Annotated in this window: 22 protein-coding genes and 1 tRNA gene; 4 read left to right on the top strand and 19 right to left on the bottom strand. The window is 71.9% G+C overall.

Features of this window, described 5'->3' with window-relative positions:
* Positions 1–76: 76 nt before the first annotated feature.
* A complete protein-coding gene (locus B7X32_RS03380; protein WP_292716022.1) occupies positions 77–1,618 on the bottom strand; it encodes an SDR family oxidoreductase in 1,542 nt (513 codons plus the stop codon).
* Between the two features lie 84 nt (positions 1,619–1,702).
* Entirely contained in the window at positions 1,703–2,413 is a 711-nt protein-coding gene (locus B7X32_RS03375; protein ID WP_292716019.1) for an SDR family NAD(P)-dependent oxidoreductase, read from the bottom strand.
* Between the two features lie 103 nt (positions 2,414–2,516).
* Here B7X32_RS03375 and B7X32_RS03370 point away from each other — a divergent pair, with 103 nt between their 5' ends.
* Positions 2,517–3,377, top strand: coding sequence for a helix-turn-helix transcriptional regulator (locus B7X32_RS03370; protein WP_292716016.1), 861 nt, complete (start codon positions 2,517–2,519; stop codon positions 3,375–3,377).
* 557 nt (positions 3,378–3,934) lie between these two features.
* On the opposite strand, the gene B7X32_RS03365 is transcribed toward B7X32_RS03370, so the two are convergent.
* Together B7X32_RS03365 and B7X32_RS03360 are read right to left on the bottom strand one after the other, a co-directional pair.
* Positions 3,935–4,025: transfer RNA gene (locus tag B7X32_RS03365), tRNA-Ser, on the bottom strand.
* A gap of 216 nt (positions 4,026–4,241) precedes the next feature.
* Positions 4,242–5,294, bottom strand: coding sequence for a hypothetical protein (locus tag B7X32_RS03360; protein ID WP_292716013.1), 1,053 nt, complete (start codon positions 5,292–5,294; stop codon positions 4,242–4,244).
* A gap of 120 nt (positions 5,295–5,414) precedes the next feature.
* Between B7X32_RS03360 and B7X32_RS03355 the strand changes: the two genes are divergently transcribed.
* Positions 5,415–6,191: a hypothetical protein gene (locus B7X32_RS03355; RefSeq protein ID WP_292716010.1), complete on the top strand. Its 777-nt coding sequence runs from the start codon at positions 5,415–5,417 to the stop codon at positions 6,189–6,191.
* A 66-nt stretch (positions 6,192–6,257) separates the two neighbouring features.
* On the opposite strand, the gene B7X32_RS03350 is transcribed toward B7X32_RS03355, so the two are convergent.
* Positions 6,258–7,013, bottom strand: a complete 756-nt coding sequence (locus tag B7X32_RS03350) for a DeoR/GlpR family DNA-binding transcription regulator (protein WP_292716007.1) — start codon at positions 7,011–7,013, stop codon at positions 6,258–6,260.
* A gap of 48 nt (positions 7,014–7,061) precedes the next feature.
* Here B7X32_RS03350 and B7X32_RS03345 point away from each other — a divergent pair, with 48 nt between their 5' ends.
* The gene (locus B7X32_RS03345; RefSeq protein WP_292716004.1) at positions 7,062–7,433 is read left to right on the top strand and encodes a DUF4406 domain-containing protein; all 372 of its coding nucleotides are present in this window, start codon (positions 7,062–7,064) and stop codon (positions 7,431–7,433) included.
* A 264-nt stretch (positions 7,434–7,697) separates the two neighbouring features.
* Here B7X32_RS03345 and cydD read toward each other — a convergent pair whose 3' ends face one another.
* The 7 genes from cydD to glp all read right to left on the bottom strand — a co-directional run bounded on the left by cydD (position 7,698) and on the right by glp (position 16,957).
* Positions 7,698–11,216 carry a thiol reductant ABC exporter subunit CydD gene (gene cydD, locus B7X32_RS03340; RefSeq protein WP_292716001.1) on the bottom strand — a complete coding sequence of 1,173 codons (3,519 nt, stop codon included), beginning with the start codon at positions 11,214–11,216 and terminating at the stop codon, positions 7,698–7,700.
* 181 nt (positions 11,217–11,397) lie between these two features.
* A complete protein-coding gene (gene cydB, locus B7X32_RS03335) occupies positions 11,398–12,423 on the bottom strand; it encodes a cytochrome d ubiquinol oxidase subunit II (RefSeq protein ID WP_292715998.1) in 1,026 nt (341 codons plus the stop codon).
* Between the two features lie 14 nt (positions 12,424–12,437).
* Positions 12,438–13,850: a cytochrome ubiquinol oxidase subunit I gene (locus B7X32_RS03330; protein ID WP_292715996.1), complete on the bottom strand. Its 1,413-nt coding sequence runs from the start codon at positions 13,848–13,850 to the stop codon at positions 12,438–12,440.
* Positions 13,837–14,568 carry a helix-turn-helix domain-containing protein gene (locus B7X32_RS03325; protein ID WP_292715993.1) on the bottom strand — a complete coding sequence of 244 codons (732 nt, stop codon included), beginning with the start codon at positions 14,566–14,568 and terminating at the stop codon, positions 13,837–13,839. Before B7X32_RS03325 ends, B7X32_RS03330 begins: the two co-directional genes overlap by 14 nt.
* A gap of 123 nt (positions 14,569–14,691) precedes the next feature.
* Positions 14,692–14,964: a DUF6457 domain-containing protein gene (locus tag B7X32_RS03320; protein WP_292715991.1), complete on the bottom strand. Its 273-nt coding sequence runs from the start codon at positions 14,962–14,964 to the stop codon at positions 14,692–14,694.
* On the bottom strand, positions 14,961–15,737 hold the full coding sequence (locus tag B7X32_RS03315; protein ID WP_292715989.1) for an NTP transferase domain-containing protein: 777 nt from the start codon (positions 15,735–15,737) through the stop codon (positions 14,961–14,963). Before B7X32_RS03315 ends, B7X32_RS03320 begins: the two co-directional genes overlap by 4 nt.
* Positions 15,722–16,957: a gephyrin-like molybdotransferase Glp gene (gene glp / locus B7X32_RS03310; protein ID WP_292715986.1), complete on the bottom strand. Its 1,236-nt coding sequence runs from the start codon at positions 16,955–16,957 to the stop codon at positions 15,722–15,724. Before glp ends, B7X32_RS03315 begins: the two co-directional genes overlap by 16 nt.
* A gap of 104 nt (positions 16,958–17,061) precedes the next feature.
* On the opposite strand from glp, the gene radA reads away from it, so the two are divergent.
* Entirely contained in the window at positions 17,062–18,429 is a 1,368-nt protein-coding gene (radA, locus tag B7X32_RS03305) for a DNA repair protein RadA (protein ID WP_292715983.1), read from the top strand.
* A gap of 7 nt (positions 18,430–18,436) precedes the next feature.
* On the opposite strand, the gene B7X32_RS03300 is transcribed toward radA, so the two are convergent.
* The 7 genes from B7X32_RS03300 to B7X32_RS03270 form a co-directional block, all read right to left on the bottom strand.
* Entirely contained in the window at positions 18,437–18,847 is a 411-nt protein-coding gene (locus tag B7X32_RS03300; RefSeq protein ID WP_292715980.1) for a dehydrogenase, read from the bottom strand.
* Positions 18,848–19,061: 214 nt separating this feature from the next.
* Positions 19,062–19,742 carry a hypothetical protein gene (locus B7X32_RS03295; RefSeq protein ID WP_292715977.1) on the bottom strand — a complete coding sequence of 227 codons (681 nt, stop codon included), beginning with the start codon at positions 19,740–19,742 and terminating at the stop codon, positions 19,062–19,064.
* A 9-nt stretch (positions 19,743–19,751) separates the two neighbouring features.
* A complete protein-coding gene (locus tag B7X32_RS03290) occupies positions 19,752–20,255 on the bottom strand; it encodes an amino-acid N-acetyltransferase (RefSeq protein ID WP_292715974.1) in 504 nt (167 codons plus the stop codon).
* Between the two features lie 102 nt (positions 20,256–20,357).
* Complete coding sequence (locus tag B7X32_RS03285; RefSeq protein ID WP_292715971.1) at positions 20,358–20,747, bottom strand: Rieske 2Fe-2S domain-containing protein; 390 nt, start codon at positions 20,745–20,747, stop codon at positions 20,358–20,360.
* Entirely contained in the window at positions 20,744–21,058 is a 315-nt protein-coding gene (locus B7X32_RS03280) for a hypothetical protein (protein ID WP_292715967.1), read from the bottom strand. Before B7X32_RS03280 ends, B7X32_RS03285 begins: the two co-directional genes overlap by 4 nt.
* 1 nt (position 21,059) lies before the next feature.
* Positions 21,060–22,325 (bottom strand): amidohydrolase family protein, encoded by a 1,266-nt coding sequence (locus B7X32_RS03275; RefSeq protein ID WP_292715964.1) that lies wholly within the window; start codon positions 22,323–22,325, stop codon positions 21,060–21,062.
* A 26-nt stretch (positions 22,326–22,351) separates the two neighbouring features.
* Positions 22,352–23,081, bottom strand: a 730-nt coding sequence (locus tag B7X32_RS03270) for an ABC transporter ATP-binding protein (protein WP_292715961.1), incomplete at its 5' end; no start/stop codon positions are given.

Below are 23,081 nucleotides of genomic sequence, written 5' to 3'. Positions count from 1 at the left end.
GTCGCTCCTGCTCGATGTCGTCGCGAGACGTGCCTCCGCGGCGCCACGCAGCCCGCGCTCGGACGCTCGCCGATCCTCAGGACGCATCGCGCTCGGCGGCCTCGGTGATGCGAGCGGCCATCCCCGAGAAGATGACGCCGTGGAAGGGCAGCACGGCGAACCAGTACAGCCGCCCGCTCAGCCCGCGCGGGAAGAAGATCGCCCGTTGCTCGTACCACGCGCCATCACCATCCGGCACGGACTTCATCTCCAGCCAGGCCGCTCCGGGAACGCGCATCTCCGCCCTCAGGCGCAGCAGGCTCCCGGCATCGGTGACCTCCACCTCCTCGACGCGCCAGAAGTCGATGGCGTCGCCCACGCGGGCGACGCTGCGGCTGCGTCGTCCGCGCTGAAGCCCCACACCGCCCACGAGCCGATCCATCCAGCCCCGCGCCGCCCACAGCAGCGGCGACGAATACCAGCCGTTCGCCCCGCCGATGCCCAGGATCACAGCCCAGAGCCGCTCTGCGGAGGCCGTGGTGCGTCGGCGACGCCGATCGGTGAACACCGTTCGGCCCGACCAGTCGGGATCGCTGGGCAGTCGATCGCTGGGTGCCCCGAACACCTCGGCGTCGAGCCAGCTCGTCTCGACGGCGTCGGCGTTCAGGCGGCCCAGCGCGAGGCGCACCGCGCGGCGATAGGGAGTCAGGCCTGCCGCAGGCGGCGGGATGATCGCGTCGATGTCACGGTTCTTCATCACGCACTCGTTCTGCAACGATGCGACGAGCGGCCTCGCGATCGATCGGGGAACAGGTGTGACGAGGTTCACCCAGTGCGAGGCAAGACCAGGGGTGAGCACCGGCAGCGCAGCGATGGCGCGCTGCGGCAGGCCGGCCTCGACCGCGTATCCGTTCATCATCTGTCCGTACCGGAGCACGTCGGGGCCGCCGATGTCGACGGCGCGATTCACGTCGTCGGGAACGCGCGCGGCTCCGAGAAGGTAGTACAGGACATCGCGGACCGCGATCGGCTGGATCCGGTTGCGCACCCATCGAGGGGCGGGCATGTACGGCAGCACCTCGGTGAGATGGCGCACCATCTCGAAGGAGGCCGACCCCGATCCGATCACGACGCCGGCCTGCAGCACGAGCGTCGGCACTCCGGAAGAAAGGAGGGTCGTACCGACTTCGACGCGGGAGCGCAGATGGGGCGAGAGCTCGACGTCGTCGGGGTGCAGCCCCCCGAGGTAGACGATCCGCCGCACTCCGTGCTCTTTGGCAGACCGGGCGACGACGGTCGCGGTCGTCCGGTCCGCTTCCTCGAATCCCTTGCCCGCATTCATGGAATGGATCAGGTAGTAGACGACGTCGACGTCGCGCATGGCGTCATCGACGGCGTCCGCGTCCCCCGCGTCGCCCGAGAAGACCTCGCACTGCCCGCCCCAGGGGAACGACGCCACCCGGCCGGGGTCGCGAGCCAGCACCCGCACACGGTAGCCGGCGTTCACCAGTCTCGGAATGAGTCGGCCGCCGATGTAGCCGGTCGCCCCGAGCACCAGGACGCGGGGCATGAGGCCGTTCTCGAGCGGTTCTGCTCTCAGCCCGCCCTCGCGTCCTGTCGGATACGACAGCTCCTCCATGTGCCGAGCCTAGGTCACCGGCACGAGAGTGGGCTTCGGCCGCGCCTCCCGATCGCCGCACCGCTGCGGCCCGGACCGGGGTCGTCACCAGCCCAGTTCGCCCTGGTCCTCCTGGAACGTCCCGGTGGGGCCGTCCGCGCCGATCATCGCCATCCGGGCGACGACCTGGGCGCTCTCGGATGCCGGACGTCCGGGATGGCTGCCGGGGTCGCCCCCGCCGAGCTCGGTCGCGGTGATGCCGGGCTCGACCGCGTTGACCTTGATCCCCGGATACGCGTTCGCGTACTGGACCGTGAGCATCGAGACGGCGGCCTTGCTCGCCCCGTAGACGAGCGAGACGAACCGGGATGCGGGCCGCGTCGGCTCGTGCGTCGCCCAGAACGAGCCGAGCGCGCTCGAGACGTTCACGACGACGGGATTCCCGGATCGCTCCAGCAGCGGCAGCGCCGCCTCGGTCACCCGGACGACCCCGACGGCATTCGTGTCGAACACCTCGAGCACGCTCGGCCCGTCGAGCGCCTCCGTCATCCCGTCGCCGCGTTTCGCGATGCCGGCGTTGTTGACGAGCACGTCGAGGCCCGTGCCGGAGTCCTCGATCGTCTGCAGCGCGGCGGCGACGGACGCGTCGTCCGTGACGTCGAGCTGCACGAAGCGCGCGCCGAGCTCGTCAGCGGCCGCACGTCCGCGCGCCTGGTCGCGTGCGCCGATCCAGACCGTGTGTCCTGCGGCGATGAGCGCACGGGCGGTCTCCTTGCCGAGGCCCTTGTTCGCCCCGGTGATGAGTGTCGTTGTCATGCCTCCAGCGTCGTGCGCGAAGCCGCACCGGGGCAGTCGTCGGGTTTTCCTAGGACTGCCGATACCAGGACAGGATCGGCCGGACGGGCGCAGACTGGATGCCGTGGAGGCATGGGAGTTCGGCAGCACGGTGCGACGGTGGCGCGACCGCGTCTCGCCCGACGCCGTCGGCATGTCCCACGGCGGCCGCCGACGCGCGGCGGGTCTGCGCCGGGAGGAGCTGGCGACCCTCGCCGGCATCTCGGTCGACTATCTGACGCGGCTCGAGCAGGGGCGCGCGACGGCGCCGTCCGAGCAAGTCGTGGAGGCGCTCGCACGGGCGCTGCGCCTGTCGGATGCGGAGCGCGACCAGCTCTTCACGCTCGCCGGGCGCAGTGCGCCCGGACGCGGCGTGGTCTCCGCGCGGCTGGCGCCGAGTGTGCAGCGGCTGCTCGACCGCTTCGAGGGGATCCCCGTCGTCGTGTACGACGCGGCGTGGAACCTCATCGTCGCCAACGCGCCGTACGACGCGCTGATGGGGCCGACCAAGCAGCTGCGCAGCGAGGAACGCAACGCCGTGTGGCGCAACGTCCTCGGAACGGGATCCCGTGCCCGCGCGACCGCTCAGGAGCACGACGAGCTCGTCGCCGGTCTCACCGCGGACCTGCGGTCGACCGTCGCGCGCTACCCCGACGACACGCGCCTGCGGAAGTTGGTCGCTGAGCTGCGCGCCGGGAGCGCGCGGTTCGACGAACTGTGGTCGACGATGGCCGAGCCGCCGTCGACCGACCCGTCGCGGCACAAGATCATCGACCACCCGCTCGTCGGCCCGATCGCGGTCGACTGCGACACCCTCGTCGTCGCCGGCGACGACCTGCGGATCATGGTCTACACGGCCGAGCCGGACACGGAGGACGCCGAACGCCTGCAACTCGCGATCGTCCTCGGCACGCAGGCGCTCGTCGGGCGCGAGCAGACGGACTGACGGCGGCGCCGGCGCCTCCACCGGCCCTGCGGACGCGGCATCGGCATCGGCATCGAGGCCGGGCTGCTGTCGCGAGACGACGCCGAGGCGTTCGTACGGCACGGGATCGCCCACCACTGCACCCGCGTGATGGTCGAGCCTCTCGACGCGTCGTGGGCGGTCGACCGCCGGGCGCTGCCTCTCGGGCACGGGATCCCCACCGGGCTGGAGGACACGCCCGTGCTTCCGGACGGGACCCGGCCGCCGACAACGCCGAGCTCGTGAGGGCGGCGATGCGGCTCACCTGACGGCCCGGAATCATCGTCGCCTGCCGTCCTGACTGCCTGACCTCAGCGCACGTCCGGCTACGGCAACTTCCTGTGAAGATGCCGTCCAAACCGTACTCGTCACCCCGAACGCGCTAAGGGCGGTGCGCCCGGTCGCGAGCCGCTACGGCGTGGTGCCGGCGCTCGACGTTCCGGCGAAGCCGTTCCCCACCCGGCACTCGCGGCCTGCCCGAAACCTGCACCACGCACCGCCCGGATACGCGAAAACCCCCGATTTCTCGGGGGTTTTCATGGCGGTGACGGTGGGATTTGAACCCACGGTAGGGGGTTACCCTACACAACTTTTCGAGAGTTGCACCTTCGGCCGCTCGGACACGTCACCGCGGAATAGCTTACGCGACGGCGGGATCGATCGCGAATCGAGCCGTGCTACCCGGGCGCGTCTCGTCCGAGATGCGTCACGCGGGCCGGGATCCGCCGCCTGCGTCGTCGCCCGAATGCACCGGATCCTGCCGAAAGCACGGCTTGTCGACGCCGAGTTCCCGTGTCTTCGACGGGATCCCGTGCACTCGGCGACGATAGACCAACTCCGCCGTCGTCACCAGGCCGCGGCGACCTCGGCGTGGGTGCGGAGGATGCCCTCGGTGGATCCGGCGGGCGCGCGCCCGATGCCGCACTCGGTGCCCACACCGAACTCGGCGACGTGCGCGGACGCGGCGGCGATGCGGCGCTCCGCCCCCTCGGCGCCGTCCTCGCGGTGCACGAGGCCCAGATACAGCTCGACATCGTCGCCGAGCGCGAGCGCGTCGAGCGGCGCGAAGTACGCATCGTCGTCGCGCTCGATCGGGACGGGCAGGTGCAGCCAGGTCAGCGCGCGCCCGGATGCCGCCACGACGGCGTTCGCGTAGCGGACCAGAATGCCGGCGTCGGTCGGCTCGATGAAGTGCCTCTCGGCGGCATCGCCGTAGCAGAGGTGCACGCCGACCTCGACGCCCGAGGGGACCGCGTCGACGAGTGCCGCCAGTCGCTCGACGAGACCGGCGAACGGATCCCCGGGCCACCACGCGTCCATGACCCTGCCGTAGCCGGCCGCGCGCTCGATGATGCCCAGCTCGCTCGCGACATCCCACTGGATCGCGAGGTCGGCGTGCGGGATGGCGGCCAGGATCTCGTCGAGCTCGCGGAGGAGCGCCGCGGTGTAGACCGGCTCGATGGCGGCGCGGTCGCCGCCCGCGAAGAAAGACGCGACCACGGCGAGGGGCGTGGGCAGCGAGACCTGGAAGCGCACGCCCTCGGCGATCGCGCCCTCCGCGCGCAGACGGCGGAAGATCTCGTACGACTCGAGCGCCGCGGAGGCGTAGCCGAGGGGCGGCAGCGCGATCGCCGACGCGTCGACGCCCTCGGCGATCCGCAGCGGCCGGGCGTCGAGTCCCGCACCGAAGGGGATCCGCTCGGCGCCGACCCGCTCGATCCCCCGCGCCTGCCCGAGCACATCGGGCTGGAACATGATCCAGTGGAAGCGGACCCCGACCTCGCCGTCGGGGATGCGGCGCAGCCGTGGTCCGAGGATCTCGGCGGCGGTGCGCATCGTGGTCTCGGCGTCGTCGTAGTTCACGCTGCCGACCAGCAGCGCTCCGCGGGGGTTGGTCATGCCTGAAAGCGTAGGACGGTTCCCGAGGCCGGTTTTGCACGGTTGCGTCCCGCACCCGCCGCATGCGGTCGAGTTAGGATGCCCTAAGTAGATTGCGGAGACGGAACGGAGGACGCCGCCATGTCGCACATCCACTCGCCCGCACTGGAGAAGACCGGATTCGCGGTGCTGGATCCGTACGACCAGGCGGCGGATCCGGCGGAATGGCTCGATCTCGCGTATGCCCCCTGGCGCTCGTCGGGCGTGACCCGGTTCGCGCCGCTCGCGAGCCACTCCGGCGAGGCGGACTGCAACGGCTTCTGGAATCACACCCCGCCGCGCCCGGACAAGGACGGCGTCTGGGTCGCAGCGCAGACGGCGCTGGCACCGACACTCGTGCGGCGCGCAAAGGAAGCGGGCGCGAACATCGGGCGCTGCCGCGTGGTCGAGCTGCAGCCGAACACCTACGCCGACGCGATCTTCAACCTGCACCAGGACGACAACAACCGCCTCAACCCCGACGGCACGGGCTGGGTCGTGCGCGGCTTCTACAACCTCACCGACGACCCTGAATCGCTGTTGATCCTGCGCCAGGACCGCTTCGACCCCGCCACCGAGGTGCGACTGCCGCTGCCCGCCGGCTCGCGGATCGTCGTCGACACCCAGCGGTTCTGGCACGCGGTCTGGCATCGCGGCGCGGCACCCCGGTACGCGCTCATCACCTCGTGGACCTCGGGCCCGGAGCTCGACGCGTACCTCGCCGCCGGGCACGCCCGCTCGGACGTGACCTCGGCGCCCTTGGATCCGGACGTCATCGACGACGCGCAGCAGGAGCTGCACCGGCGAATCGAGGAGCGCCGACACGCCTTCGAGGCGCTCGGCGAGGTGCTCGAGCCCACCGTTCCGCTCTGGCCCTGAGGGGGCTCCGGGATCCGGACCGGGCCTCGGGATCCGGGCCACGGGATCCGGATCGCGGGATCCGGATCAGTCCGCCGCGATGAGTCGGACGCCCGCCGCGACGAGATCGCGGAGGGTCGGATCCGCGGGATCCGCATCCGTGACGACGCCGGCCACCTCATCCAGGGCCAGGACGCCGAAGCGGGACGCCGTTCCGATCTTGTCCTCGCTCGCGAGGACGTAGGTCTCCGCGGCACGGGAGGCGAGGACGCGCTTCATCGCCGCTTCCTCGGGATCCCCGGTGGTCAGGCCCGCCGTCGGATGCACACCGGTGACCCCGAGGAAGAACAGGTCGGCACTGACCCGCTGCGCCGCCTCGACGGCCGCCGCCCCGCATGCCACGGCGGAGTGCTTGAACAGCTGCCCGCCGATCAGGAAGACGTCGGCGGCATGATCGAGCAGCGCCGCGGCGATCGTCGGGCTGTGCGTGATGACCGTGCACGGGAGGGCGAGCGGGATCTCGGCGACCATCGCGAGCGTCGTGGTGCCGCCGTCCAGGATCACCGTCGCCCCTGGTTCGATCAGGGCCGCGGCCGCCGCGGCGACGCGCGCCTTGCTGTCCGGGGCCACGGCCGTGCGCCGCCCGTAGTCGACGACGGCGGGCGACGCCGGAAGCGCTCCGCCGTAGACGCGCACCGCGAGCCCCGCCGCGTCGAGCTCGCGCAGATCACGGCGGATGCTGTCCTCCGACAGGCCCAGCTCTGCGGCGATGTCCTTCGCGACCAGGCGGCCGTCGCGGCGCAGTCGTTCCAGCAGCATGTCCTTGCGTGCGGCAGCGAGCATTTCCGAGTCCTTCCGATTCGTGCACGTTTCTGCTGTATTGTACCCGACATGACGAAACCACTCATGATCCTCATCGCCGGCCCCTACGCGTCGGGCACCGGGGGCGACCCCGCGCTCATGGCGCAGAACCTCGCCCGCCTCGAGGAGGCGGCCTGGCCGATCTTCCGCGCCGGGCACATCCCGATGATCGGCGAGTGGGTCGCCCTTCCGGTGCTGTCCAGTGCCGGAGCGACCGGTCCCGGCGATCCCCTCGCGACCGAGGTGATGTACCCGACCGCCGAGCGGCTGCTGCAGCACTGCGACGCGGTGCTGCGCCTGCCCGGCGAGTCCCGCGGGGCCGATCAGGACGTCGCGATCGCCGAGGGGCGGGGGATCCCCGTCTACCGCCGCCTCGAGGAGGTGCCGGGGATCGCCGCCTGACCCGCGCCCGTCCGCCCAGTCGCCGGCTCACCGGCGCCTGGGACCGGGCGGTCTCACCGGCGCACGCCGCCGACTGCAGGAGCACCCCGGCCGTTTGCAGGACGAACGCCCCGCCGCGAGCGCGGATCCGTCCTGCAAACGGTCTCTTCGCGGACCTTCGTCCTGCACTTGGCGGATGGATCCTGCATTCGGGCGGGGTCGACCGCGAGACCCGCCAGGCCCGACGGCGACGCCGCGCCGACCCGGCGGCGGGAGCGGGACGGCTCAGGCCTCGACGGCCCGTATGCGTCCCGCATCGAGCCGAACGGTCCGGTCGATCGTGCCGGCCGGCGGCTCCACGTGCGAGACCAGGACGACGGTCTGGGATCCGGTCGCGCCCAGCAGGTCGCGCAGCAGCGCGTCCGACGCGTCCGGATCCACCCCCGCCGTCGGCTCGTCCAGCACGAGCACGGGGAATCCGTGCAGGATCGCCCTGGCGAGGGCGATGCGCTGCGCCTGACCGCCGGAGACGAGGGCGCCCCGCTCCCCCACCCGCGCGTCGAGCCCGCCGCGCTCCCGCACCCAGGGGCCGAGGCCGACGCGCTCGAGCACCTCGAACAGCTCGGCATCCGACGCCGTCTCGCGCGCGAACAGCAGGTTCTGCCGGATGTCCTCGTCGAAGAGCATCGGATCCTGCTCGCACAGTCCGACGTGGCGACGCAGCTCCGGCCCCGCCACCAGAGCCGCGTCGCTGTCGCCGATGCGATACGTGCCGCCGAAGCGCAGGAAGCCCACGAGGACGGCGGCGAGCGTCGACTTGCCCGCGCCGCTGGATCCTGTGACGAGGATCCGTTCACCCGGTGCCACGTCCAGGTCGAGGTCGCGCAGGGCAGGCGTGCGGGCGCCGGGCCACGACGCGGTCGCGCCGCGGAGGCGGAGCGCCCCTTCCGCGATGCGGCCCTCGCCCTCGTCGCCGCGCACCTCGGCGGGCAGGACAGAGGGCAGCAGCGCGTGGATCCGCTCCGCGCCGGCGCGCACGCCGCGCCACGCCGAGGCCGCCTGCGGGACGGCGGAGAACACGTCGAACACGGCCATCGGAAGCAGCACCGCGACCGCGAACCAAGGGGCGTCGACGGCGCCTCCCGGCTGTCCGGGCGCGGCGACGGCGAGCGCCCAGATCGAGGCGGCGCCGGCTGCGAGGGACACGACCGCGGAGGACAGCGCCTGCGCGACGGCGGCGCGGGTGGCGGTGCGCCGCAGGGCGTCGTCGGCGGCGCGGATCCGCCCGCGTGCGACGGCTTCCGCACCGTAGGCCTGCAGCACGTCGAGCGCGGTGAGCTCATCCACCAGGGCTCCGGCCAGCTCCGCACGGTCGCGGCTGAGCGCGCGTTCGGCGCGCCCTCCGGCGATACCGCCGAGCACGACCGCGCCGGCGACGGCGAGCACGAGGCAGACCGCGAGCGCGAGGGCCGCCGAGGGGGCGATCGCGGCGAGGACGCCGATGGAGACGAGGGCGACGATGCCCCCGGTCAGCAGCGGCTGCACCACGCGCAGGGGCAGGTTCTGCAGATTCTCCACGTCGTCGACGAGCGCGGCGAGCACCGAGCCGCGGTCGGTGGATCCGAGACCCGCAGGGGCCAGCGGGGTGAGCCGGCGCACGACCGCCGCCCGCAGGTCCGCGAGGCGGCCGAGCGCGGCGTCGTGCCCGACGAGACGCTCGAGATACCGGGTGACGGCGCGGGTCACCGCGAAGAAGCGCACCCCGACGATCGCGACGGACAGCGGCACGAGGTTGTCGACGAGCGACGCCGTGACGATGAGCCAGCCGCTCACCAGCAGCAGACCGACCGCGGCGGCCGCCGAGACGATCCCCGCCAGGATCGCGGGCAGGAACCGGCGGGCGCGCGGCATCGCGAGGCGGAGGATCCCCCCGACCGAGGCCGGGAGATCCGGGATCGGATCCGGATCCTCATCCGGATCCTGTCCCGCCGGGTCGTCGAGCGAGGACTCCGAAGGCGACGGAGACGAAACGCCGCCCCCGAGCGGGCGCCGCGTTTCGTCTCGGTCGTCCGCTTCGCGGTCGTCCTCGCTCGACGACCCCGTCGGTGCGGCCGCCGAACTCTCGCGCAGATCGGCCCCCGTCCGGGCGCTCATCGCCGCGACGACACCGTCGCCGACCTGCACCACCTGGTCCGCGATCGGGCGGGCGGACTCCCGGTGCGAGACGAGCACGACCGTCGCCCCGTCGTCGGCGGCGCGGCGCAGTGCCCGCCACAGCCGCTGCTCCGTCTCGGCGTCGAGGGCGCTCGACGGCTCGTCGAGCGCGAGCACGCGCGCGCCGGATCCGAGCCGGTACAGCGCGCGGGCCACGGCGACGCGCTGCGCCTGGCCACCGGAGAGTCCCGCTCCCTGGACGCCGAGCTCCTGCGCCGGATCGAGGTCGGGCGCTGCGGCCTCGGCGAGCGCCGTCCGCACGCGTGCGAGATCGGGTGCGGGGTCGCCGAGCGCGACGTTCGCGGCGATCGTGCCGCGGATGAGTCCAGGGCGCTGCCCCGCCCAGGCGAGCCACGTGGCCGGATCCGGATCCGCCGCGCCCTCGGCCGCGACGGTTCCGTCATGCTCCGCCGCCCCGCGCAGTGCCGCGAGCAGACTCGACTTGCCGGATCCGCTCCGCCCCTCGATGAGCGTGACGGTGCCGGGATCCGCCGCGAACGACACCTCCGACAGCCGTCGCTCCCCATGCCGCACCGCGACACCGTCGACGACCAGCCGGACCGTCCCGCCTGTTTCGAAGCGCGCAAATGGCTGGATCCCGGGCTCATTTGCAGCAAAGTGCGCGCCTTGAACGCCGGGCCCGGCCGCCGGAGACTCCAGGACCTCGAAGACGTCCTCCGTCGCGGCGACGCCCTCGGCGGCGGCGTGGAACTGCACGCCGACCTGACGCAGCGGCAGGAACGCCTCGGGAGCCAGGAGCAGCACGAACAGGCCGACGCCGAGGCTCAGCTCGCCGCCCAGCAGCCGCAGACCGACCGACACGGCGATGATCGCGACCGCGAGGGAGGAGAGCAGCTCGAGCGCGAAGCCGGAGAGGAACGAGTACCGCAGCACCCGCATGGTCTCGCGGCGGTATCGGTCGGCGGTCTCGCGCATGCGGGCGGCCGCGCGGCGCTCCCGTCCGAACACGCGCAGCGTGGCGAGGCCCTGCACCGTGTCGGCGAACCGCGCCGCGAGCCCGTGCAGCACCTGCAGCTGCTTGCGCTGCACGCTGCGGGTCGCCATGCCGATGAGGATGAGGAACAGCGGGATGAGCGGCAGGGTGACGACCGCCGCGAGCCCGCTCGGCCAGTCCTGCCACCACATCACGGCGACGATGACCGGCGTCGCGATCGCGGTGAGCACGAGCTGCGGGATGTACCGGGAGAAGTACGGATCCAGCGCGTCGAGCCCGTGCCCCGCCGTGACCGCGAGCGCGGCCCGGTTCCGCGTGCCGAGCCAGGCAGGGCCCCGGCGCGAGATCGCGTCGAGCAGGGCCGTGCGCAGCTCCCGCCCTGCCTGCGCCGCGGCGCGGGCGCCCCACGCCTCCGACACCCAGAGCAGCACGGCGCGCACGAGCACCACGAGCGCGAGCCACGGCACGGCGCCGAGCGGCGAGCGCCCCTCCGCCACGTCCGTGATCCCCGCGGCGAGCAGCCCCGCGAACGCGATCGTGACGGCGGTCTGCACGAGCGCGATCCCCGCCGCGACCGCGAGGTAGGTGCGCGCGGCGGGCGCCCACCGCAGCAGCCGCGGATCGATCGGCTTCATCGGATCCGCTCCTCTCCCGCGACCGCGGGCGCCTCCGCGTGCGAAGCGCCCCCTCCCCCTTCGAGTCGTCCCCATGAGCGCACGCCCTGGGGTGCGCTCATGGGGACGACTCGGAAGTGGAGGGGCGCCAGAGAGGACGACCGGAACGACGGGGTCGACGGGGACGGGGACGGCAGGGGGATCATGCGTGCGCGGGGGCCGCCTCGATCGTCGACCGGCGCACGCGCTTGCGGAACACCCAGTACGTCCACGCCTGGTACGCGAGCACGAGCGGCATCGCCACGAGCGCGGTCCAGCTCATGATCTGCAGCGTGTACGGCGTGCTCGACGCGTTCTGGATCGTGAGCGAGTTGGCGGGGTCGATCGTCGACGGCAGTACGTTCGGGAACAGCGCGGAGAACAGCATGAGCACGGCTGTGAGGATCGTGACGACCCCGGCGGTGAAGGCCCAGCCGTCGCGGCCGCGCAGCGAGAAGAGGACCGAGACGATGAGGAACACCGCGGCCACGGCGCCGAGCGCGATCACCAGCCAGAGCAGTGAAGGGCGTCCTGCGGCGATCGCGATCGTCCACACCACGGTCCCGGCCGCGGCGAGGATCGTCGGCAGCGCGGCGAGCCGCGCCACCCGGCGGGCGCGCTCATGCACGACGCCGTCGGTCTTGAGCGCCACGAAGTACAGCCCGTGCAGGAAGAACAGGAGCAGCGTCGTGACGCCGACGAGCAGGCCGTACGGGTTCAGCAGGTCGAACAAGGATCCACGGAAGATGTGCTTCTCGTCCAGCGCCACGCCCTGCACGATGTTGCCGAACGCGACGCCCCACAGCAGTGCGGGGACGGCGGATCCGATCACGATCATGGTGTCGAAGCGGCGCTTCCAGCGCGGGTCGTCCCGCTGGTGCCGGTACTCGAACGACACCCCGCGCAGGATGAGCGCGAGCAGGATCAGCAGCAGCGGCAGGTAGAAGCCGCTGAACAGCGAGGCGTACCACTCCGGGAACGACGCGAACAGGCAGGCGCCGGCCACGATCACCCAGGTCTCATTGAGATCCCAGACCGGGCCGATCGTGTTGATCACCTGGCGGCGCGAGACGTCGTCCTTGCCGAGGAACGGCAGCGACATGCCCACCCCGAAGTCGAAGCCGTCGAGCACGAAGTAGCCCACGAAGAACAGGGCGACGATCCAGAACCAGAGCGTTGCGAGATCCATGTCCGTCTCCTTCCTCAGTACACGACCGACGGGACAGGGGCGTCCTCGTCGTGCTTCTCTGTGATGTCCGGACCCTTCTTGGCGGCGCGGACGATGAGCCCGACCTCCACGACCGCGAGCGCGGCGTAGATCGCGGTGAAGGAGATGAGCGAGATCAGCACCTCGACCCCGCTCACCCCGGGCGAGACGCCGTTCTTGGTCGTCATCAGGCTGAACACGATCCAGGGCTGCCGCCCCATCTCGGTGAACACCCAGCCGACGATGTTCGCGCCCAGCGACAGCGGGAACGAGTAGATCGCGATCTTCCACATCCACTGCGCGGGCTCGCGCTTGGCGTTCTTGCGGGTGATCCACAGGCCCACCAGCGCGACGAACGCGTGCAGCATGCCGAGGCCGATCATCCAGCGGAACGCCCAGTAGGTGATCCACAGCACCGGGGTGAACTCGGTGAGCCCCGTCGAGGCGAACTGCTGCGCGTATTGCGCGTTCAGGTCGTTGATCCCCTCGACGCAGCCGTTCAGGTCGTGCGTCGACAGGAAGGCGAGCAGGTACGGCACCCGCAGGGACCAGATCTCGCCGGTGCCGTCGGGCGTGCCGATCGAGAACAGCGAGAACGAGGCATCGGCCCCGCAGCTCGAATTGAACATCGCCTCGGCCGCGGCCATCTTCATGGGCTGGGTGCTCACCATCGCGAGCCCCAGTTGGTCACCGGTGAGCAGCACGCCGGCGGTCGCGACCAGGATCCCCCACAGGCCGAACTTCAGGGACTTCCGCATGGTCGCCACGTGCTGGCCGCGGGACAGGTGCCACGCCGAGACCGAGATCACCACGCCGGTCGCGAGCATGAACGCGCCGAAGATCGTGTGCGGGAACGCGGCGAGCGCGACCTTGTTGGTCAGGAGCGCCACGAAGTCGGTGAGCTCGGCGCGGTTGGTCGCGGGGTTGTACGTGTAGCCGACCGGGTTCTGCATGAACGCGTTCGCGGCGATGATGAAGTACGCCGAGAGGATCGTGCCGATCGCGACGCCCCAGATGGTGGCGAGGTGCACCTTCTTCGGGAGCTTGTCCCAGCCGAAGATCCACAGCCCGATGAAGGTCGCCTCGAGGAAGAACGCGAGCAGGCCCTCGAACGCGAGCGGAGCGCCGAACACGTCGCCGACGAAGCGGGAGTAGTCCGACCAGTTCATGCCGAACTGGAACTCCTGCACGATGCCGGTCACCACGCCCATGGCGAAGTTGATGAGGAAGATCTTCGAGAAGAACCGGGTCAGGTGCAGGTACTCGATCTTGCCGGTGCGCACCCACGCGGTCTGGAAGATCGCGGTGACGGTCGCCATGCCGATCGTGAGCGGCACGAACAGGTAGTGGTAGACGGTCGTCAGCCCGAACTGCCAGCGGGACAGGACGAGCGGATCAAGCCAATCCATGCGCGGAGCCTCCTGCGTTCGCGGATCCGGTGACGGATCCTGTGCGGTGAGCGGATGCGGATCCGGTCGGGGATCCGACGCGGTCGTCGAGGGCGAAGCGGGATCCGCCTGCCCGGTCCAGTTCGACCGTGCACTCCTCCGGCCGCGCCGCCGAGCGCACGCAGCGCGCGGTGAGCGGCCCTCCGGCCTGGGCGAGCACGCCCTGCATGAGGCCGAGGTGCACCTGGCACAGCACGGGGCGGTGCTCGGGCCGGGCGGCGGCGTGCGGGCACGGCGTGAGTTCCACGGTGAGGCGGTCCTCGTCGATCACGGGCTCGAAGCCGCTCTCCTCGAGGTGCTCGACGAGCGCGTCGAGCTGGTAGATGGCGCGCTGCCCCAGGCTCGAGGACTCGGTCTGCAGCATGCGGCGCAGCAGGTCCCCGCGGCGGGCCGCGTCGTCGGCCTTCTGCTTGGCGACCGGGCTCGACGCCTCCGGCGCTCCCGTGGCGGCGCTGTACAGCACGCGCGGACGCCCGCGGGTGGTGCGGTGCTCGGTCGCCTGCACGACGTATCCGCCTTCGATCAGCCGCTGCAGGTGCTCGCGCACCGTGTTCGGATGCAGCGCGGTGGCCTCGCACAGCTCGCCGATCGTGCGGTGCGGACGTGCCTGCACGAGATGCAGGATCCGCACCCGCGAATAGCTGGAGATCGGCCCGCAGACGGGCCCGGCGCTGGCCATGGCTCCATACTCGCATCGCGCATCGCCGCGCATGGGGACTTCGGCCGTGAATAATGCCGTGCGCGATAGGAGGTTCGGATCACCACCATGCGGATCCCGGATGCCGGGAGCGCCGCGAGCGGATCAGTCCTGACCGTGGGCGAGGGCGAGCTGGGAGATCGCGGCGACCGCGGCGCGCACGTCGCCGGGGCTCCCGCCCGCGCGGCCGGCCACGAGCCCGGCGACGAAGGCGCTGAACGGCGCGGCGGGACGCGCGACGCCGTTCGCGACGTCGCGCGCGAGGTCGAGGATCAGGGCGATCGGCACGTCCTCCTCGGCGAGGCCGAACCGCTCGCGCAGCTCGGCGGCCCAGTCGTCCAGCGCCTCGGGCGGCAGGGTGCGGTCGTTCGGGCTCATCGGGGCTCCTCATCGTGGTGGGCGGATGGATCGGCCAGCGCCGCACGGGCGCGCTCCAGATCGGCGGGGGTGTCGATGTCGGCCGTGATGCCATCCTCGTCCGGGATCCACCGGGTCGGAAGCCCCCCGAGCAGTTCACGGGCGGCGGCGGCGGACGGCTCCGCGATCGCGGCGAGCGCGGCGCGCACGGCTTCGACGCGGTAGGCGCCGGCGAGCCACTGCGCACGGCCCTCGGCGCGGAACACGATCGCATCGACGCGATCGGCGGAGTCGTGGCCGCCGAGGTCGGCGGTGCGCCGCTCCCCCGGGACGCCGGCCGCCTCGTCTGCGCGCACCGCGTCGCGCCGCGTGCGCACGGCGTCGCACAGCGTGCCCACGGCGTCGCACAGCGTGCGCACGACGTCGGCCGGGTGCACGAGGTCGCCGGCGAGCAGCAGCGCCCACTCCGTCCCGGCGAGGGCGGGCAGCCCCGCGGCGATCGCCGCGACGGGCCCGCCGAAGGGCGGATCCTCCCGCACCCAGCCCACAGGGACGGTCGCCGCGACGCCCGTCGGAGCACGCCCCTCACCGGGTCCGGCATCGCCCCAGCCTGGCCCGGCCGCGACGACGGGGGCGACCCCGCACTCCCGGAGGGCGACGAGGGTGCGCTCCCACGGCGTCGATCCGCCGAGTTCCACCAGGGGCTTGGCGGCGCCGCCGAAGCGGCGTGCACGGCCGCCCACGAGCACGAGCGCGCCGACGGACCCCGCGGGCGCGCTCAGTGCAGCTCCCACACGTCGACGAGGTCCCCGACCTCGACCGCCTCGACCTCGGCCGGCACGATCGCGTAGGCGGTGGCGCCGGCGAGTCCGACCGTGAGGTGCGAGCCGGATCCGCCCCGCGTCGCGGGCACGACCGCGCCGTCGACGATCACCGCGGGAAGGTACTGGCGGCGTGCCGGAGGGGTGCGCCAGGCGGCACCCGCGGGCAGGCGACGGAGCGCCCGGTGCACCTCGGCCCGCCCCTGCAGCCGCAGCAGCGCGGGGCGCACGAACGTCTCGAACGACACCGCGGCGCTGACCGGATTGCCCGGCAGCCCGAACAGCAGCATGCCCTCGGCGGTCGTGCCGAACGCCTGCGGCTTCCCCGGCTGCATCGCGACCGCGACGAACTCCATCGTCTCGCCCATGCTCAGTCGCACGGCCTCGTATGCGCCGGCGCTCACGCCGCCCGAGAAGATCACGACGTCCGCGCCCAGCGCGGCGGCCCGTGCGGCGGCCTCGGCGGGGCCGTCGCCCTCGTCGCCGACGACCTCGCGCAGGACGACCTCGGCCCCCGCCTCGGTCGCGAGCCCGGCCAGCAGCACGCCGTTCGACTCGGGGATCTGCCCGCGCCGCAGCGGGGCGCCGGGGGTCACGAGCTCGGATCCGGTCGACACCACGGCCACCCGCGGGCGCGGGGCGACCTGCACCTCGGCGATCCCGACCGAGGCGAGCGCCGAGAGCTGCCGCGGTCCGAGCAGGACGCCCGCGGGCAGGGCCACGGAGCCGGCTGCCGCATCGGCACCGGCCCGGCGCACGTGCGCGCCCTCCGCGCGCGGGGCGCGCTGCACGACCGCGGTCTGCAGCGAGTCCGCGAGCCCGCCGGCGGTGTCCTCGAACGGGACGATCGTGTCGGCCTGGGTCGGCAGTGCGGATCCGGTCATGATCCGGATGGCGCAGCCGTGGTCGAGGGGCGGATCCTCCGGGCTCCCGGCCGGCAGATCCGCCGTCACGCGCAGGGCCACCGGATCCGCCTCGCTCGCGGCGGCGACGTCGGCGTACCGCACGGCGAAGCCGTCCATCGCGGAGTTGTCGAAGACGGGAACCGGGTTCACGGCGACGGCGTCGACGGCGAGCGTATGGCCCGACGCCGCATCCACGGGGATCGTCACGGCGGGCCGCGGGCGGACGGCGGCGAGCACGCGCTCCTGCTGCTCCTCGACCGTGCGGAAGGTGGTGGTGCCGTGGCTCATGCGCGCTCCCTCGTCGTGTGCTTCGAGGCTACCGGTGCGCCTCTCCCGGCGCGGCCGATCCGCGGGCGGGGCCGAGCGTCGGAACCCCCGGCTAGCCTTGCTGCATGGCCTCCCGGAAACCCTCCGCACCCGCGTACGTCTGCACCGAGTGCGGATGGACGACCGCGAAATGGGTGGGCCGGTGCGGCGAGTGCCAGCAGTGGGGCACCGTGACAGAGCAGGCCGCGCAGACCGGCATCGTCCGCCGGGTCGAGGCGACGAGCCCGGCGGCCGGCCGGCAGGCGCGCCCGATCACGTCGCTCACGTCGGAGGAGTCGCCGCGTCGTTCGAGCGGGGTCGCCGAGTTCGATCGCGTGCTCGGCGGCGGCATCGTGCCCGGTGCGGCGATCCTGCTGAGCGGCGAGCCCGGCGTCGGCAAGTCCACCCTGCTGCTCGAGGTGGCGGCCGCGGCGGCCCGCTCCGGCCGGAGGGTGCTCTACGCGAGCGGCGAGGAGTCCACGGCGCAGGTCCGGCTGCGCGCCGAGCGCACCGGTGCTCTGCACGACGAGCTGTACCTCGCGGCGGAGACCGATCTCGGCACGATCCTCGGCCACATCGACGACGTCTCCCCCGGGCTCGTGATCGTCGACTCCGTGCAGACCGTCGCCTCCGCGCTGTCGGACGGCGCCGCGGGTCAGCCCGCCCAGGTGCGCGAGGTCGCGTCGGCGCTCATCCGGGTGGCGAAGGAACGGGATCTCCCGATCGTGATCGTCGGGCACGTCACGAAGGACGGGTCGGTCGCCGGCCCCCGCGTGCTCGAGCACCTGGTCGACGTGGTGTGCCACTTCGAAGGCGACCGGCAGACCTCGCTGCGGTTCATCCGGGCGCTCAAGAACCGGTTCGGGCCGACCGACGAGGTCGGCTGCTTCGAGATGACCGGATCCGGGATCGCGGAGGTGCCGGATCCGTCGAGCCTTTTCCTCTCGCGCGGGCGGCCGGAGCCCGGCACCTGCGTCGCGATCGCGCTCGAGGGCCGGCGCGCGATGCCGGTCGAGGTGCAGGCGCTCACGATCCCCACCCAGGCGCCGAACCCGCGCCGCGTCGTGAACGGCCTCGACTCGTCACGCGTCGCGATGGTGCTCGCCGTGCTCGAACGTCGCGCCGGCATCAAGACCAGCGACAAGGACGTGTACGTCTCGACCGTGGGCGGAGTGCGCTTCGTCGAGCCGGCGGCGGATCTGGCGATCGCGATCGCGGTGGCCGGATCCCTCAGGGACGACGCCGTGCCGCGCACGCTCGCCGCGGTGGGCGAGTTGAGCCTCGCCGGCGAGGTGCGCCCGGTCACCCAGGCCGCGCAGCGCCGCTCGGAGGCCGCCCGGCTCGGCTATGCGCACGTGATCGACGACCGTTCGGCGACCCTGCGCGGAGCGCTCGGCGACGTCAAGGCGCACCGTGCGCCGCGCCGCCTCGACGACGAGGTCCCCGCGTTCTGACGCCCGGTCAGGCCTCGAGCGCGCGCAGCAGCTCCTCCGGAGGCGCCTGCATCGGATGCGGGCCTGCGATGTCGAGGAACACCGTCGTGATCACCTCGCGGTGGGTGGTGAGGAACGAGCGCAGCCACAGCGGCGAGTAGATCCCCACGCCCGGCGGGAGGTTCGCCGGCTTGTGCTTCGCGTCGCTGAACAGCAGCAGCGCGACCTCGCCCGTGGCGGGATCCCGATAGGTCCACACCTCGCCGCCGTCCCGCGGGTCGTCCCTCGCACCAGGCCGGATCAGCGGCACGACCGTGTTGCCGTTGCGCAGGGCGAGCGCCACCGCGGCCATGTCCTGCTTCTCGAGCGCCTGCGCGAGGGCCTCGGAGCGGAAGTCCGCCGCGGCCGGTGCCTTCTTCTTCGACTTCTTCACGGCCATCGTCCCAGCATAGGAGAGGACCTCTTCGCTCATCGCTTGGGGACAGACGATCGAAGAGGCCCTCGAAGTCCTCGACGACGGACGACGATGCGCTGGGGACGCTTAAGATTGTCGAAGCCACTGGGGATGGCAACCGTCAAGATCTCGAAGACTTGGTCTCTATGGTATCCCAAAGGTTGCACCCGGGCGACAAATTCCCATATTCCGTCCAGGTTCAGTTCAGCAGGAACTGCACCGGATTCGCGCTCTGGAACCCCCCGATCGACACGGTCAGGCGGTAGGCCGCCCCGCCTCCCGGCGCGCGCTGCCGGTCCGTCGCCTCGCAGGTGTCGACGCTCGAGCGCGTGCGATCCCAGACGACCGGGGTCGAGCTGGTGATCGTGGCGCCGGCCTTGATGGTCTGGATCGCGTCGCTCGGGGTCTGCTGGCAGTCCGTGGAGCGCCACCAGGTGTCGTTCCCGCTCGTGATCGTGAACGCCTGCGTCGTGGTGCCGACGTTCATCGTGCAGTCCTTGCCGCTGCTGTTGGTCAGCGAGATCGACAGCTTCGGATTCTCGTCGGCGGAGTAGCTGTCGTGATCGGCGACGGCCGTGACCTGCACCTCCGCCGCGGTGCACGGCACCGGCCCCGCACCCGCGGTGCTCGTCGGCCCCGGCGTCGTCGCGGCAGGGTCGGGGCTCGCGTCCGCACTCGGATCCGGCGTGGCGGGCGGCGTCGTCGCGCTCGGCGACGGCGTCGAGGACCTCGTGGGCACCGGCTTCGGATCCGGGCCGGACGCACCGCGCCCGACGAGCGCCCAGACCAGCACGATCAGCAGGGCGAGCAGCACGATGATGACGCCGAGGACCACGATCCGACGACGACGATAGACGGCGGCGGACTGGCGAGGGCTCATGCTTCCAGGTTAGACAAGGTGCTTGAGCATGCGCGTGTTGCCGAGCGTGTTCGGCTTCACGTGCGCGAGGTCCAGGAACTCGGCGACGCCCTCGTCGCCGCTGCGCAGCAGCTGGGTGTAGACGTCGGGATCCACGACCTGCTCGCCGATCGGCGCGAACCCGCGGCGCTCGAAGAACGGCACCTCGAAGGTCAGGCAGAACAGGCGGCTGAGGCCGAGTTCGACCGCGTGCGTCTCGAGGCGCTCCACGATCGCCCGTCCGACCCCGTGGTGCTTCCACCCGTCCTCGACGAGCAGGGTGCGCACCTCGCCGAGGTCCTCCCACATGACGTGCAGCGCGCCGCAGCCGATGAGCCGGCCGTCGGCCTCCGCCACCACGAACTCCTGCACCGCGCCGTAGAGCACCGCGATGTCCTTGCCGAGCAGGATGCGTCGTTCCACGAGCGGCTCCAGGAGTGCGTAGATGCCCTGGACGTCTCCGGCCCGCGCGGGCCGGACGAGATACTCGCTCATCCCTCCAGCCTACGACCGTCGTCCTGTGCGCCCGCGGACGACGCGGCCCCGTCGCCCTGCTCGCGGGAGCGGGACGACGGGGCCGGGTGCTCGTCCGCGGCGTCAGACCGTGACGATGACGTCGTCGGCGTCCACGCGCACCGGGATCGGCCGCAGCCCGACACGGCGGTCCGCGGGGTGCTTGCCGGTGAGGACGTCGAACTCGAAGCCGTGCCAGGGGCACACGATGTTCCGGTCGGTGGGATGGAACCCCGGCCCGCCGCTCTTCAGGCCGTCCTCGCCCCGCACGAGCTGCACGGTGCGCGGCATGATCTTGCCCTGGCAGACGGGGCCGCCCTGGTGCGGGCACACGTTGTGCCATGCACGCACCTCGCCGGCGTGGAAGTAGAGGCCGAGCTCGGTCCCGTCGACGTCGACGACGATCCGCTCGCGCTCCTGCAGGTCGGCGAGGCTCGCGACGACGACGTCCCGGCGGACGACCTGCGCGCTCATTCGGCCCTCCGGTACCAGATCGCCATGTCGAAGAGGTTCACGTCTGCGGCGTCGAGGAGCGCCGTGACGAGGACCACGGTCTCGGTCGCGTTGAGCGCGTCCGCGCGGATCGGCCAGGCGATCTTGCCGACGCGGTCGGTCTTCGCGGAGAAGAGCCGCGCGGCGGCGTAGAGCACGTCGGCGATCTGCTCGTCGGAGACCTCGGCTCCGCGCTCCTCGTCGCTCACACGCTGCACGAGTTCGCCGAGGCGGGTGATGACCGTCGAGAGCTCGGCGGTCTCGGGGGCGGTGGTGGTGATGTTCTCAGTCATGTCAGGAGATCCCGGGTCGCTCCTGGAGCACGCGCTCCGCGGAGGGCTTCTGTCGGTCGGTGGGGAGGTTGAACACGCGTGCGGCGTTCAGCCCGAGGATGTTGCGCTTGGCCTGCTCGGAGAGGAAGGGCAAGCGGGTGATCGTGGACGGCGCGTCCCAGTCCCAGTGCGGCCAGTCGGACGAGTAGAGCAGCTGCGTCTCCGCGTTGAACGACTTCATGGTGGCCTCGAGCAGCTCCATGTTGGTCCGCTCCATGGGCTGGGTCGTGTACCACATCTCCTTCATGTACTCGCTCGGCAGGCGCTTGAGGCCGGGGGCCTCGCTCGGCCGCATCAGCACCTCGTGGTCGAGGCGCTGCATGAGGAACGGGATCCAGGCCAGGCCGCTCTCGACCCAGACCATCTTGAGCTTCGGGAAGCGCTCCGGCATGGCGTTGATGATCCAGTTCGTCACATGGATCTGGTTGTAGTGCGTGAACGAGAGCGCATGCATCGAGAGGAAGCGGTTCAGCTGCGCGAACGACGGATCCCCCCAGTGGTAGCCGGAGTGGAAGGCGAGCGGCTTGCCGCTGTCCTCGATGAGCTTGTAGAGGCGCGTGTAGACGTCGGAGTGCACCGGGTTGTTGCGCGTCGAGCACACGGTGTAGCCGATGATGCCGTCGTCGTCGGCGTACTTCTCGACGAGCTCCTCGCACACCTCGGGGGTGTTGTAGGGCAGGTAGAGCATGCCCTTGAGGCGCGGGTTCGGCGGCAGGATCACCTCGGTGAGCCAGCGGTTGAACGCGCGGCCCAGCACGACCTCGACCTCGTCCTGCGGGTGCATGCCGAGCAGCAGCATCGCGCTCGGGAAGACCACCTGGTAGTCGAGCCCCATCGCGTCCATGCCGCGCCGGGCGGCCGTCACGAACGGGTGCCCTTCTGTGCCCTCCGTGGGCTCCTTGCGCCCCTGGTGGCCGATGCGGCCGCCGACGCTCTGCTGCGACATGCCCGGCTGGATGTTCAGGAGCGCGTTGTTGCCGGCGAACCCCGCGTACTGGCTCATGCCCAGGTCGCGCCAGACGTCGTTGTCGATGAGGCTCAGCACCTCGCCCCAGAAGTGATCCTCCGAGACGTGCGCGTCGATGTCGACGATGAAGTAGTCGTCGTAGTCGTCACGCGCCTGCTTGGTCGCGTGGGCGAGCACGTCGCGCGTATCCGAGCGGCCGCCGATCTCGGCGAGCTCGCGAATACGCGGCGCGTCGGAGCGGGGGGTGGGCAGGTCACTCATGGGCATTCCTCTCAGGCGTCGATCGCTCAGTGCGCGGCGACGATCGCATCGGTCATCGTGGTCAGGTAGTCGTCCTCGGCGGCTGCCGCCGCGGCGCGGTGCGGGATCACGACCGCACGGGCGGGGTTGATCGCGAAGCCGTACTCGTCGCCGGGGCGCGGCACGGCGTCCGCGGCCATCTCGCTCGTCTCGACCCGCACGCGCAGCGGCAGCCGGTCGGCGCGGACGAGCAGGTTGACGGCGCTTCCGAGATAGGTGCTGCGCTCGACGTCCGCGCGGAACCGCCCGGCTCCGGGAGCGAGGTCGCCGGCGGGCATGATCCGGGCGTGCGCGGCGCGGAAGGCCACGTCCGCCCTCTCCCCCGGCGCCGCCTCACCGGTCGCGACGCCGGCGACGACGAGCGAGGTGCCGTCGACCTCCACGTCGGCGATGCCGTCGCGCACCGCGCGGATCGTTCCGGGGAGGATGTTCTGGAAGCCCATGAAGTCGGCCACGTACGCCGAGTTCGGGCGGCCGTACAGTTCGCTCGGCGTTCCGTCCTGCACGATCGCGCCCTCGCTCATCACGATGATCCGGTCGGAGAGCGTGATCGCCTCCTCTTGGTCGTGCGTGACGTAGACGGAGGTCGTCTCGAACTGGTTGTGCAGCGCGCGCACCTGCTGGCCCATCTGGTAGCGCAGCTTGGAGTCGAGGTTGGAGAGCGGCTCGTCGTAGAAGATGATGCCCGGCCGGGCGGCCAGAGCGCGGGCGAGAGCC

The organism is Microbacterium sp. 13-71-7, assembly GCF_002257455.1.
Lineage (GTDB): Bacteria > Actinomycetota > Actinomycetes > Actinomycetales > Microbacteriaceae > Microbacterium.
This window is presented reverse-complemented; position numbering and strand designations above follow the sequence as displayed.